The sequence below is a fragment of the Sphingomonas jejuensis genome (assembly GCF_011927695.1).
Lineage (GTDB): Bacteria > Pseudomonadota > Alphaproteobacteria > Sphingomonadales > Sphingomonadaceae > Sphingomonas_K > Sphingomonas_K jejuensis.
On sequence record NZ_JAATJE010000001.1, the window covers coordinates 629,399 to 641,926 of the forward strand.

The 12,528-nt window shown below is 68.8% G+C and carries 16 protein-coding genes; 12 read left to right on the forward strand and 4 right to left on the reverse strand.

The window, feature by feature from the left end; translation table 11 throughout:
- Positions 1–84: 84 nt before the first annotated feature.
- Entirely contained in the window at positions 85–396 is a 312-nt protein-coding gene (locus GGR88_RS03175) for a cell division protein ZapA (protein WP_167952921.1), read from the reverse strand.
- A complete protein-coding gene (locus tag GGR88_RS03180; RefSeq protein WP_167952923.1) occupies positions 384–590 on the reverse strand; it encodes a hypothetical protein in 207 nt (68 codons plus the stop codon). The genes GGR88_RS03175 and GGR88_RS03180 overlap by 13 nt, the downstream gene beginning before the upstream one ends.
- Positions 591–731: 141 nt before the next feature.
- Here GGR88_RS03180 and tkt point away from each other — a divergent pair, with 141 nt between their 5' ends.
- The 8 genes from tkt to thiE all read left to right on the forward strand — a co-directional run bounded on the left by tkt (position 732) and on the right by thiE (position 8,160).
- Positions 732–2,693 (forward strand): transketolase, encoded by a 1,962-nt coding sequence (tkt, locus tag GGR88_RS03185; RefSeq protein WP_167952925.1) that lies wholly within the window; start codon positions 732–734, stop codon positions 2,691–2,693.
- A 15-nt stretch (positions 2,694–2,708) separates the two neighbouring features.
- Positions 2,709–3,719 carry a type I glyceraldehyde-3-phosphate dehydrogenase gene (gap, locus tag GGR88_RS03190; protein WP_167952935.1) on the forward strand — a complete coding sequence of 337 codons (1,011 nt, stop codon included), beginning with the start codon at positions 2,709–2,711 and terminating at the stop codon, positions 3,717–3,719.
- Positions 3,719–4,252 (forward strand): MOSC domain-containing protein, encoded by a 534-nt coding sequence (locus GGR88_RS03195; RefSeq protein ID WP_342449704.1) that lies wholly within the window; start codon positions 3,719–3,721, stop codon positions 4,250–4,252. Before gap ends, GGR88_RS03195 begins: the two co-directional genes overlap by 1 nt.
- The gene (locus tag GGR88_RS03200; protein ID WP_167952937.1) at positions 4,249–5,433 is read left to right on the forward strand and encodes a phosphoglycerate kinase; all 1,185 of its coding nucleotides are present in this window, start codon (positions 4,249–4,251) and stop codon (positions 5,431–5,433) included. The genes GGR88_RS03195 and GGR88_RS03200 overlap by 4 nt, the downstream gene beginning before the upstream one ends.
- Entirely contained in the window at positions 5,430–5,924 is a 495-nt protein-coding gene (locus GGR88_RS15585; protein WP_167952939.1) for a thioredoxin domain-containing protein, read from the forward strand. Before GGR88_RS03200 ends, GGR88_RS15585 begins: the two co-directional genes overlap by 4 nt.
- A gap of 117 nt (positions 5,925–6,041) precedes the next feature.
- The gene (locus GGR88_RS03210) at positions 6,042–6,956 is read left to right on the forward strand and encodes a class I fructose-bisphosphate aldolase (RefSeq protein WP_167952942.1); all 915 of its coding nucleotides are present in this window, start codon (positions 6,042–6,044) and stop codon (positions 6,954–6,956) included.
- Entirely contained in the window at positions 6,953–7,468 is a 516-nt protein-coding gene (locus GGR88_RS03215) for a hypothetical protein (protein WP_167952946.1), read from the forward strand. Before GGR88_RS03210 ends, GGR88_RS03215 begins: the two co-directional genes overlap by 4 nt.
- Positions 7,465–8,160, forward strand: a complete 696-nt coding sequence (thiE, locus tag GGR88_RS03220; RefSeq protein ID WP_209023184.1) for a thiamine phosphate synthase — start codon at positions 7,465–7,467, stop codon at positions 8,158–8,160. The genes GGR88_RS03215 and thiE overlap by 4 nt, the downstream gene beginning before the upstream one ends.
- Positions 8,161–8,180: 20 nt before the next feature.
- Here the strand turns inward: thiE and GGR88_RS03225 are convergent, their stop codons facing one another.
- Both GGR88_RS03225 and GGR88_RS03230 read right to left on the reverse strand, forming a co-directional pair.
- Positions 8,181–8,348: a hypothetical protein gene (locus GGR88_RS03225; RefSeq protein WP_167952949.1), complete on the reverse strand. Its 168-nt coding sequence runs from the start codon at positions 8,346–8,348 to the stop codon at positions 8,181–8,183.
- Positions 8,349–8,461: 113 nt separating this feature from the next.
- A complete protein-coding gene (locus GGR88_RS03230) occupies positions 8,462–9,010 on the reverse strand; it encodes a YcbK family protein (protein ID WP_167952951.1) in 549 nt (182 codons plus the stop codon).
- A gap of 131 nt (positions 9,011–9,141) precedes the next feature.
- On the opposite strand from GGR88_RS03230, the gene GGR88_RS03235 reads away from it, so the two are divergent.
- The 4 genes from GGR88_RS03235 (at position 9,142) to GGR88_RS03250 (ending at position 12,233) form a co-directional block, all read left to right on the forward strand.
- Positions 9,142–10,170 carry a L,D-transpeptidase family protein gene (locus GGR88_RS03235; protein ID WP_167952954.1) on the forward strand — a complete coding sequence of 343 codons (1,029 nt, stop codon included), beginning with the start codon at positions 9,142–9,144 and terminating at the stop codon, positions 10,168–10,170.
- Between the two features lie 10 nt (positions 10,171–10,180).
- Positions 10,181–10,750, forward strand: a complete 570-nt coding sequence (locus GGR88_RS03240) for a M23 family metallopeptidase (protein WP_167952956.1) — start codon at positions 10,181–10,183, stop codon at positions 10,748–10,750.
- A 36-nt stretch (positions 10,751–10,786) separates the two neighbouring features.
- Complete coding sequence (gene efp / locus GGR88_RS03245; RefSeq protein WP_167952959.1) at positions 10,787–11,350, forward strand: elongation factor P; 564 nt, start codon at positions 10,787–10,789, stop codon at positions 11,348–11,350.
- A 70-nt stretch (positions 11,351–11,420) separates the two neighbouring features.
- Entirely contained in the window at positions 11,421–12,233 is an 813-nt protein-coding gene (locus GGR88_RS03250; protein WP_167952961.1) for an inositol monophosphatase family protein, read from the forward strand.
- Positions 12,234–12,528 lie beyond the last annotated feature (295 nt).

Sequence of the window (12,528 nt, forward strand, 5' to 3'; positions counted from 1 at the left end):
TGCTCAGGGACAGCCCCCTTGGATGATGAATAGCCTCAGGGATGTTCGCAAGGCTCGTACCGGGCAGTTCCCGCCACCGCCAATTTAGGCGGCCGGGAGCTCTTCCTCAAGCCTTGCCGCCAGCTTTTCGACACGCGCGGCCAGTCGCTCAACCGCGTCGGCGACCGCGTCGAGATCCAGCGACTGAGGCTGGGGTGGAGCGGCTGCGGTTTCGTCGGCGAGCAGGAGGGCCGCGAACAGCAAGCGGCGGACCTCATCGGTCTGGCCGGCGCTGGCTGCTGCCTGTCGCACCTTTTCATCAACGCGCCCGGCGAGGCGGCGAAGGGCATCCTCGCCGCCCGCACGGCAGGTGAGATCATAGGTCCGGCCGCCGATCGGCAGGCTTACGGTCGGCATGTGTGCTTCTCGATCAGGCTGTCGAGGTCCGCGAGCGCTGCGCTGGCGGCCGATCGCAGCAGCGCATGACGCTCCTGCAACGCCGGATCACCGCTGTCGGCCGTGCCGGCAGACGGTGTCGACGCCACCTGCTCAACCCGCCGCAAAGCGAGATCGAGCCGGCCGAAAGCAGCGATCAGACGATCCTCGTTCATCGGCTGGAAGCTAGGGAGCGTTCCCATGTGGAGCAAGGCGATCGGGCGCGCGGGAAGGGCGCTCCGCCGGGCGGTTGACGCGTCGGCTGGGAGCGGACAAAGGCTCCGACCATCTTCCGCCCGCCTCATACGGGATATCAGATGACCGTCGCTCCGACCGATCTCGCCAACGCCGTCCGCGTGCTCAGCATGGACGGGGTGGAGGCGGCGAACTCCGGCCATCCCGGCATGCCGATGGGCATGGCCGATGCCGCGACCGTGCTGTGGACCCGCCACCTGAAATTCGACGCCGCCGACCCCTATTGGCCGGACCGCGACCGGTTCGTGCTGTCGGCAGGCCATGGGTCGATGCTGATCTACGCCCTGCTTCACCTGAGCGGGTTCGCGCGGCCGACGATCGAGGACGTCCGGTCGTTCCGGCAGGTTGGCAGCCCCTGCGCCGGGCACCCGGAGAATTTCGAGCTGCCCGGTGTGGAGTGCACCACAGGGCCGCTGGGCCAGGGACTGGCGATGGCGGTCGGCATGGCGATCGCCGAGCGGCACCTGATGGCGACGTTCGGCGCGGAACTGGTGGATCACCATACGTGGGTGATCGCCGGCGACGGGTGCCTGATGGAGGGCATCAACCACGAAGCGATCGGCCTGGCCGGGCATCTCGGCCTCGGCCGGCTGAACGTGCTTTGGGACGACAACAGGATCACGATCGATGGCGCGGTGTCGCTGTCGTCGAGCGAGGACATCCCCGCCCGCTACCGCGCCACCGGCTGGCACGTGGTCGAATGCGACGGCCACGACATGGAGGATGTCGATCGCGCGCTGTCGGAGGCGAAGGCCGATCCGCGGCCCACGCTGATCCGTTGCACAACGGTGATCGGAAAAGGTGCGCCGGGCAAGGAAGGCACCAGTGCGGTGCATGGCGCGGCGCTGGGTCCGGACATCGTCGCCAAGACCCGCGAGGCGGTGGGCTGGCCGCACGAGGCGTTCGTCATTCCTGAGGCGATCGCGGATTCGTGGCGCCAGGTCGGTGCGCAGGGTGCCGCTGCACGTGAGGCCTGGCAGGGCCGGCTGTCGGGGCACCCGCTCCAGGCAGAGTTCGAGCGGCGGATGGCTGGGGACGTGGACCTGCCGGTGGAGGCGGTCTCCGCCGATCTTGCGACCAAGCCGCAGGCGACGCGCAAGTCGTCGGAAGCCGTGCTCGGCGGATTGGCGGCTGCCTTGCCGGAGATGGTGGGCGGATCGGCCGACCTCACGGGATCGAACAACACCAAGACCAAGGCCATGACGCCGCTGACCCGCGACGATTATGCGGGCCGGTACATCTATTACGGCATCCGCGAGTTCGGGATGTCGGCCGCGATGAACGGCATGGCCCTGCACGGCGGGATCATCCCGTTCGGCGGCACCTTCCTGGTCTTTGCCGACTATGCGCGCGCCGCCATCCGGCTGTCCGCGCTCCAGCGTGCGCGCGTGGTCTATGTGATGACGCACGACTCCATCGGGTTGGGCGAGGATGGGCCGACGCACCAGCCGATCGAGCACCTGCTGAGCCTTCGCGCGATCCCGAACCTGGACGTTTGGCGCCCGTGCGATGCCGTCGAGACCGCGGAAGCCTGGGCGCTTTCCGTCGCGCGAAAGGATGGCCCGTCGCTGCTGGCGCTGTCGCGGCAGGATCTGCCGCAGTTCCGCAGCGACGCGGGAGAGATGAAGTCGGCCAAGGGTGCGTACCGGCTGCGTGCCGCAGCGGCGCCGCGCCGCGTCATCCTGATCGCGACCGGATCGGAAGTCGCGCTTGCGGTGTCGGTCGCGGAGCGGCTGGAGGCGGACGGCATCGGCGCCGATGTGGTGTCCATGCCGTCGTGGGAGCGGTTCGACGCGCAGCCGCAGGCCTATCGCGACGACATCCTGCCGAACGTCGATCCGTCCGAGATCATGCGCGTCTCGATCGAGGCGGGCACGACGCTCGGCTGGGAACGCTACACGATGGTGAATGGCCTTCGGTTCGGCATCGACAGCTTCGGCGCGTCCGGACCGGCTCCGGCGGTTTACGATCATTTCGGCCTCACGGCCGACAACATCGCGGCCAAGGTGAAGGCCGCGCTCTGAGGAAGGATTGATGTCATGGCAGTGAAGGTCGCGATCAACGGGTTTGGACGCATCGGCCGTTTGGTGGCGCGTGCCCTGCTCGAGAAGGGCGAGGGCGAGCTGGAGCTGGTCGCGATCAACGACCTGGCCGACGCCAAGTCGAACGCCTGGCTGTTCAGCCGCGACAGCGTGCATGGCAAATATCCGGGCGCGGTGTCGGCGGAAGGCGACGACCTGGTGGTCGACGGCAAGCGCATCCGCGTGACCAAGGAGCGTGACCCCGCCAACCTGCCGCATGGCAAAATGGGCATCGACCTGGTGCTGGAGTGCACCGGCTTCTTCACCGACAAGGAAAGCGCATCCAGGCACATCCAGGCCGGCGCCAAGAAGGTGCTGGTGTCGGCACCCGCGAAGGGCGCCGACCTGACGGTGGTGTACGGCGTGAACCACGACAAGCTGACCGCCGACCATGTGATCGTATCCAACGCATCGTGCACCACCAACTGCCTGGCGCCGGTGGCCAAGGTGCTGAACGATGCGATCGGCATCGAGCGCGGGCTGATGACCACGATCCATGCCTACACCAACGACCAGAAGATCCTGGATCAGATCCACCCGGACCTGCGCCGTGCGCGCGCGGCGGCGATGTCCATGATCCCGACCACCACCGGCGCCGCGCGCGCGGTGGGCGAAGTGCTGCCCGAGCTGAAGGGCAAGCTCGACGGGTCGGCGGTGCGCGTGCCGGTGCCGGACGGCAGCCTGGTGGACCTGACCTTCACGCCCAAGCGCGACACGACGCGGGACGAGGTGAACCAGATCCTGAAGGCTGCGTCGGAAGAGGGTCCGCTGAAGGGCGTGCTGGTCTATTCGGACGAGCCGCTCGTCTCGATCGACATCGTCCACACGCCGGCATCGTCGACGGTCGACAGCCTGGAGACCGCCGTCCTGGACGGCAAGCTGGTGCGGGTCGTCAGCTGGTACGACAATGAGTGGGGCTTCTCCAACCGGATGGTCGACACCGCGACCGCCATGGCCAAGCTGATCTGATGAACGCGCCGCACCCCCCGCTGTCGGTCAGTGACGGTGCGCCCTCGGCGGCCGGCGACGGGGGGAGCGCGACCGGCGTCCTGCTGGGCATCGCCCGGCATGGGCGGCCGCGCGGGCCGATCGAGCTGCTGGACCGGGCAAGCGTGTCCGTCGAGGCGGGCATCGCCGGTGACTATCGCGGTGCGGTCAAACCGGGCGGGCGCGGGCGGCGGCAGCTGACGCTGATGGAAGCGGATGACTGGCTCGCTGCGGTGAAGCAGGTCGGGGTGACGATCGAGTGGCAGGAGCGCCGCGTGAACCTTCTGGTCGGCGCGCTGAACCTGCCGCAGCGCGCGGGTGCGCGGTTGCGGATCGGCGAGGCGGTGCAGGTGGAGATCACCGGGGAATGCGACCCGTGCCGGCGGATGGACGAGATTGCGCCGGGGTTGAGGGCCGCGTTGACACCTGATTGGCGTGGCGGGGTGTTGAGCCGGGTGCTGGCGGGTGGCGAGATCCGGGTCGGAGATCGCATCATCGTCGAGGAGTTGTCATGAAGTCGTTCAAAACACTGGATGATATCGGCGATGTGCGCGGAAAGCGCGTGTTGGTGCGCGAGGACCTGAACGTACCGATGGATGGTGCGAAGGTGACGGATGCGACGCGTCTGGAAGCAGCCGTGCCCACGATCGCGGAGCTGTCGGACGCCGGCGCGATCGTCCTGGTGCTGGCGCATCTGGGCCGGCCGAAGACGCCGACGCCCGAATTTTCGACCGCGCAGCTGACGCGGCCGTTCACCGAGGTGCTGGGCCGCGACGTCCAGTATGTCGACTGGGAGGTTGCCCCGGAGGCGGTGGCGTCGCTCAACCCCGGGGACATCGCCCTGCTGGAGAACACCCGCTTCTTCGGCGGCGAGGAGAAGAACGACCCGGCCGTGATCGAGCGCTTCGCGGCGCTGGGTGACATCTATGTCAACGACGCCTTTTCGGCGGCGCACCGGGCGCATGCGTCCACCGAGGGGCTGGCGCGGCGGCTGCCGGCCTACGCCGGGCGGCAGATGGAGCGCGAGCTCGACGCGCTGGAAAAGGCGCTCGGCAATCCGGAGCATCCGGTGGCGGCGGTGGTCGGCGGCGCGAAGGTGTCGACGAAGCTCGATGTGCTGCGGCAGATGGTCGCCAAGGTCGACCACCTGATCATCGGCGGCGGCATGGCCAACACCTTCCTGGCGGCGCGCGGCGTGGATGTCGGCAAGTCGCTGTGCGAGCATGACCTGACCGGCACGGCCGAGGAGATCCTGGACGCCGCCGACCGGGCCAACTGCACGGTGCACCTGCCTTATGACGTGGTGGTGGCGACCGAGTTCCGCGCCGACCCGCCGACGCGGACGGTCAATGTGCACGAAGTCGCCCCGGACGAGATGATCCTGGACATCGGACCGGCCGCGACCGAGGCGCTGGGCGACGTGCTGAAGAACTGCCGCACGCTGGTGTGGAACGGCCCACTTGGCGCATTCGAGACGACGCCGTTCGACCGGGCGACGGTTTCGCTTGCGAAGATGGCGGCCGCGCTGACCCGCGACGGATCGCTGGTGTCGGTGGCAGGCGGCGGCGACACCGTCGCGGCGCTGAACCAGGCCGGTGTCGCGGGTGAGATGAGCTTCGTGTCGACGGCGGGCGGTGCGTTCCTGGAGTGGATGGAAGGCAAGGAGCTTCCCGGCGTGAAGGCGCTGGCACGGTGAGGCGCACGCGCGCGATCCTGGCGGCGGCGCTGATCGCGCTGGTGCCCGCCGGGGCATCCGCGCGCGTCGTCGAGGCGACCTGGACGGACGCCGCCAAGCGCGTGTTCGTGCAGCGCAACGCCAAGGGGCAAAGCTTTCAGTTGCCCGAGGTGCGTGCCTTCGATGCGGAAGGACGCCCGATCCTGCGGCTGATGCCCGCCGGCACCAGCACGGTGGGGCAGCTGCGCCAGGCGGCAGCCGGTGGCCGGGTGATCGCCGGTGCGACCCTGGACGACGTGCTGTCCGCGTTCGAGCTGCGCGACGGCGGCGGGCCGGTGCGGCCTGCGGTCGGGACGCCGTCGCTGGTGGTGGTGGATTTCTGGGCGGAATGGTGCGTCCCCTGCAAGGCGGTGTCGCACGACCTGGATCGCTGGCTGGCGACGCAGCCGGAAGGCAGCGTGACGCTGATCCGGGCGGAAACGGACTTCATGGCCGCGGCGCGCGGACAATGAGGCTGGCGGCCACCCCATGCCGCGGCCCAACCGAATGGGGGCGCGCCCGATCGACAGCGGCGGCGCGCCGGCCCGAACGCCAATTCGAACGATCAACGATGACCTTGAGGGGATAGCATGACCATGACGCCGATCGTTCGCCAGATCCTGGCGAATTACGAATCCGACAATCCCGGCGTAAAGGCCAACCTGGCGCGCATCCTGATGCAGGGACGCCTGGGCGGCACGGGCAAGCTGATCATCCTGCCCGTCGATCAGGGCTTCGAGCATGGCCCGGCGCGCAGCTTTGCCATCAACGAGCCGGCGTACGACCCGCATTATCATTTTCAGATCGCCATCGATGCCGGCCTGTCCGCCTATGCGGCGCCGCTGGGCATGATCGAGGCAGGGGCGGACACCTTCGCCGGCCAGATCCCGACCATCCTGAAGGTCAACAGCTCCAACAGCTGGTCGTCGTCGATCAACCAGGCGGTGACCGGCACGGTCGAGGACGCGCTGCGGCTCGGCTGCTCGGCGATCGGCTTCACCATCTATCCGGGTGCGGACGACGTGTTCGAGATGATGGAGGAGATCCGCGAGATGTCCGCCGAAGCCAAGGCCGCGGGCATCGCCACCGTGATCTGGTCCTATCCGCGCGGAGGGCAGCTGTCGAAGGAAGGCGAGCTGGCGCTGGATGTCGGCGCCTATGCCGCGCACATGGCCGCGCTGCTGGGCGCGCACATCATCAAGGTGAAGCTGCCGACCGACCATATCGAGCAGAAGGACGCCAAGAAGGCCTATGAGGGGCTGGATGCCTCCACCCAGGCCAAGCGCGTCGCCCATGTCGTGAAGAGCTGCTTCAACGGCCGCCGGATCGTCGTGTTCTCGGGCGGCGCCGCCAAGGGCGCCGATGCGGTGTACCAGGATGCGCGCGACATCCGCGACGGCGGCGGCAACGGATCGATCATCGGTCGCAACACATTCCAGCGCCCGCGCGAGGACGCGATCGCGATGCTCGACCGCCTCGTGGCGATCTACCAGGGCGCGGAGTGAGCGATGCCGTCCTCCCGTTGCGGGAGGACGGCACCCTGCTGGTGCATTCCAGCCGGCGCGCGGTGGCACCGATGCTGGCGGTGCTGGCATCGCTGTCCGCCATCGAGCTGATCGTGGTTCATGTGCTGGTCGCCTTCTGGTGGCCGGCACTGGCCGTCACGCTGTCGCTGATTTCCCTGGCAGGGCTGGTCTGGCTCCTGCTGCTGTTGCGGTCGTTCAGCACCCATCCGAGCGTGACAGGCGAAGGCGAGGTGGTGCTGCGCTGCGGGCGCGCAAAGGAAGTGCGTGTGCCTGCCGAGCGGATTGCCGGCGTCCGCACGGAGGGCCTGACCAGTGCCGTCGTCGACGCGCGCGGCGTCCTCAACCTGGCGCTGCTGGCGTTCCCCAATGCGATCGTCGACATTGCCCCGCCGCTGCGCGTTGGTCGCCGGCAGGTGCATGCGGTGGCGCACCGCTTCGACGATCTGCCAGCTTTCGTGGCGGCGGTGCAGGCGGTATGCGCACGCGGATGACCGATCTGCCTATCGACGACGATCCGCTGGGACCGCTGGACCCCGACTTCGCCAACCGTTTCGAGCGGGACCCGCGCCGGCCGGCGTGCCAACTCTATCTGATCTCTCCCCTGGAGGTTGGCGGAGGCTTTCCCGACCGGCTGCGCAGGGCGTTGGACGCCGGCGCGGTGGCCGCATTCCAGCTGCGGCTGAAGGACATCGACCAGCACGAGGCCGCACGGCTCGCCGAGCCGCTGCAGCGCATCTGCGCCGATGCGGGCACCGCCTTCATCGTCAACGACAGCGTGGCGCTGGCCAAGCGGATTGGCGCCGACGGGGTGCATCTGGGCCAGGACGACGGCGACCCGCGCGAGGCGCGCGAGCGGCTGGGCAAGGATGTGCAGATCGGCGTGACCTGCCACGACAGCCGTCACCTGGCGATGGAGGCGGGCGAGGCGGGCGCCGACTATGTGGCGTTCGGCAGCTTCTACCCGACGACGACCAAGGCGGTCCAGCACCGGCCGGAGCCGACCGTCCTGGGATGGTGGACGACCCTGTTCGAGCTGCCCTGCGTCGCGATCGGCGGGATCACGCCGCAGAATGCCCCGCCGCTGATCGAGGCGGGCGCCGACTTCATCGCCGTCTGCTCCGCCGTGTGGGGCGAGGACGAGGTGGCCGCCGTGCGCGCGTTCGACGCGGTTCTGCGCGGCTGAACGCCGCGCCCCGTCGGAGATCAATTGCGCAGGAGCGGCAGGGGCGGCGATCGCCCCTCGCGGCGGCGCTGGCCGGCGATGCGCGCCTGATCAGCCAGCCAGTCCAGCATCTGTTCGCGCGCAAGCGAGCATGGCTCGTCCCGCGAGATCCCGGTGTCCTTGTTCGTCCCCATCCTGGCCTGATCCATCGATCATCCTCGCATCCATGGTGGAGCCGCGATGTTAAGATCAGGCGAAGGGCGCGCGCACCCACATGCTTAAGGTTCGACGCGGTTGGGCCGGGTGCGCGCGAAAAAGAGGCCTACCAGCGGCGGACGCGGCCGGTGTCGACATGGACGAAGCCGTCGGCCGGATAGTAGCCGACCCCGCCGCGCCCCAGGCCCAGCGCTGCGTCGCGCAGCCGCTCCGTCGACACGCCGTCCACCGCGATGTCGGCGGCCTTGCCCAGCATGTGCTGGCTGCGGGTCGCGACGCCGGTGTGCGCACCGCCACGCGCGCGGAGCGCCGCGTTGGTGCCGGGCGAGCGATAGCCGGAGATGAGATTGAACCCGCGCGTCGGCGCAAGGTCGAGCTCGTCATGCAGGTCTGACAGCAGGCGGATCAGGCCCCGGTCCATCTCCATCATCTCGCCCGTGCGCCAGTCGCGCATGGCATGGTCGATCTCCGCCAGCCCTTCCGGATGGAGGGCGCCGCCGCGCAGCCAGCAGGCATCGCACCGCTCGTCATTGTGGAGGTTGCGAAGCGCGAGGCGGCGTTCCGGCAGCAGCGGCGGCGAGACGCGCGGCTGCGGACGGGGAAGGGGAGACGGGCTCGACACCAGGGCCGTCGCGGTCGGCGCGGCCACCACCATCGACCCGACCGTCGCGAGGCCGAGGCGGATCAGCGAACGTCTGTCGAAGGTGGAGATCGGATCGCTCCCGGAAAGAATGAGGGACCTCGTTCGTTTCGCGAGGACGAGTGAGTAGATAGCGGAGTGGTTGCATGCGTTCACGGCGTCTGATCAGCTTTTGTCTTGCGATCGGAACGGCTTGCCTCGTTCCAACGGCTATCGGCGCGCAGGGCGCACGGCCGGCGGCTCCCGCCGACCCGCTCCGCGAGCCGGTCGACCTTACCGTGATGCACGCACAGGTGATCCTTGATCGGCTGGGCTTTTCGCCGGGCGTGATCGATGGGCGGACGGGCGAATCCTTCAAGTGGGCGCTGCGCGGATTCCAGCAGGCGAACAACCTGACGCAGTCGGGCGAGCTCGACCCGGCGACGCTACGCGCGCTCTACCCGCACCGGCAGATCCGTCCCGTGATGGTCGCGACGATCACGCCGGAAGAAGCGCGCGGACCCTTCGTCCCGACGCCCGCCGACGACGCGCAAAAGGCGCGCCTGCAGGCGCTGCCCTACCAATCGCTGCTCGAGCGGCTGGCCGAGCGCTACCACACGACGCCGGAGACGCTGGTCCGCCTCAACTCGCGCGAGACGATGATCGGGGCGGGGCGGCGCATCAGCGTGCCCGGCGTGATGCCGGCGTCCACCAACTATTCGGACGACGATGCGGCGTGGAACGCGACGCTGGCCGGCCTCGGCGTGGGCGCCGAGCAGCCGGAGGCCGCGCTGGTCACGGTCGACAAGTCGGACGGCGTGCTGCGCGTGTTCGATGCGGCCGACAAGCTGATCGCGCAGTTCCCGGCGACGATGGGCAGCCGGCACGATCCGCTGCCGCTGGGCAACTGGACCATCCGCGGGGTGGCCAAGAACCCCGACTGGCGCCGCGACCCCGAGCTGCTGCGCGGCGTGGCCGACAGCGAGGAGGTGCTGCGCATTCCGCCCGGCCCGAACAACCCGGTCGGCGTGGTGTGGATCGACCTGTCCAAGGAGCATTACGGGATCCACGGCACCAGCGAGCCGGCGCAGATCGGCCGAGCGGAATCGAACGGGTGCATCCGCCTCACCAACTGGGACGTGGCGCGCCTGTCGCTGATGGTGAAGCCGGGCACCCGCGCGCGCTTCGTGGCCTGAAGGACGCCCGATGAACCGGCTGGGATGGCTGGTCCTGTCCGCCTTTCTTCTGGTGGGCGGATGTTTCTGGCTGCTGCAGGGAGAAGGCTCGCCGATCGCGCAGCGGCAGCCGTCGATGATCCCGCCTTATGGCGGCACGGCGCTGATCATCCCGGTGGCGGGCGTTTCGTCCGCCGCGCTGGTCGACACATGGGGGCAGAGCCGGGCGGGCGGGGCGCGGTCGCACGACGCGATCGACATCATGGCGCCGCGCGGGACGGCCGTGCTCGCCGCGCGTGCGGGCCGGGTGGAGAAGCTGTTCCAGAGCGGGGATGGCGGGCTAACGGCGTATCTGCGCTCCAGCGACGGACGGTGGGTCGATTACTACGCGCACCTCGACCGGTACCGCCCGGGGCTGGCCGAAGGGCAGACGGTGCCGCAGGGCGCCGCGATCGGCACGGTCGGATCGACCGGCAACGCGTCGCCGGATGGGCCGCACCTCCATTTTTCGGTCAAGCGCATGGGAGCGGGGGAGAGCTGGCACGAGGGCGAGGCGATCAACCCGTTCCCGCTGCTTGCCGGACGGCGGGGGCCGGGTTAAGGCGTCCGCCGCTCTTTCCACCAGTCAGGCAGGCCCATGAAGATCAGCGGCGTGGACATTCGTCCCGGCAACATCATTGAATATGAAGGCGGGCTGTGGCGCGCCGTGAAGATCCAGCACACGCAGCCCGGCAAGGGCGGCGCGTACATGCAGGTCGAGCTGAAGAACCTGGTGGACGGCCGCAAGAACAACGTGCGCTTCCGGTCCGCCGAGACGGTGGAGCGGGTGCGGCTGGATACCAAGGATTTCCAGTTCCTGTTCCGGGATGGCGAGCAGCTGACCTTCATGGACAAGGACAATTACGACCAGATCACGCTGTCGGCCGACATGCTGGGCGACGAGGTTGCGTTCCTGCAGGACGGCATGGACGTCGTCCTTGAGCTTTACGACGAGAAGCCGATCAGCGTGCAGCTGCCCGACACCATCGAGGCGACCATCGTCGAAGCGGACGCGGTGGTGAAGGGGCAGACGGCATCGTCGTCCTACAAGCCCGCCGTGCTCGACAACGGCGTGCGCGTGATGGTGCCGCCGCACATCGCATCGGGCACGCGGATCGTGGTCGACGTTTATTCCAAGGAATATGTGAAGCGGGCCGACTGAGCCTTTCCCCTCCCGCCGCCGTGGGAGGGGCGCTTCCGCATCATCCGTCGCACGCGCGAGAGACTTTGCCATGGTTGCCCATTCCGGCCTGATCACCGTCATGGAGCGCGCGGCGCGCAAGGCCGCGCCGCGGCTGCGCCGCGACTTCAACGAGGTGCAGCAGCTGCAGGTGAGCCGCAAGGGGCCCGCCGACTTCGTGTCGATGGCGGACCAGCGCGCCGAACGCACGCTGTACGAGGAGCTGTCGAAGGCGCGGCCCGGCTGGGGGTTCCTGCTGGAGGAAGCCGGCGAGATCGAGGGCGATCCGGACAAGCCGCGCTGGATCATCGATCCGCTGGATGGCACCACCAACTTCCTTCACGGCATCCCGCATTTCGCCATTTCGATCGCGGTGGAGGATCGGCGGCCGGACGGACGCGGGGAGATCACGCAGGCGCTGGTCTACCAGCCGCTGACCGATGAAAGTTTCTGGGCGGAGAAGGGGCGCGGTGCCTGGCTGCAGGACGGCCGGCTGCGGGTGTCGGCGCGGCGCGACCTTGCCGACTGCCTGGTGGCGACGGGCATCCCGTTTCTGGGACATGGGAACTTCCCGGAATGGAGCCGGATCTTCGGCGCGATCGCGCCCGAAGTGGCCGGCATCCGCCGGCTGGGAGCGGCCGCGCTGGACCTCGCCTGGGTCGCCGCCGGCCGGTACGACGGCTTCTGGGAGAGCGGCTTGAAGCCGTGGGACGCCGCGGCAGGACTGCTGCTGGTGCGCGAGGCAGGTGGCTATGCGACCGACTATCGCGGCGGTGACCGGCCGATCGAGCGCAAGGAGTTGCTGGCAGCCAACCAGGCCGTGCACAGCCGCCTCCACAAGCTGCTGGCCAACGCGCTGCGTTAACCTCTTGATCGAAGATAAGCATCTTCTCTGAAGCCTGGCGCCTGCTATCCCCCTGTAAACTCTGGGGGGAGAGGCGTTCAGGCGGCGTTGCCGGCGGCGCTTGCCGCAACGCCGTGGCGGGTGATTCCGGCGGATGAGGTGATCGGTTCGCTGGCGCCCGTCTATGGCCCGCCGGTGGTGTCAGCGCAGCGCTGAACCACCGACCTCGAGACGCCAGGCAGAGGGCACGATTGCGAGTGATTCGCAACGTTGCCCGATGCTTGCATTGCAGCATCCGCCGGGCCTAGAAGCCGCC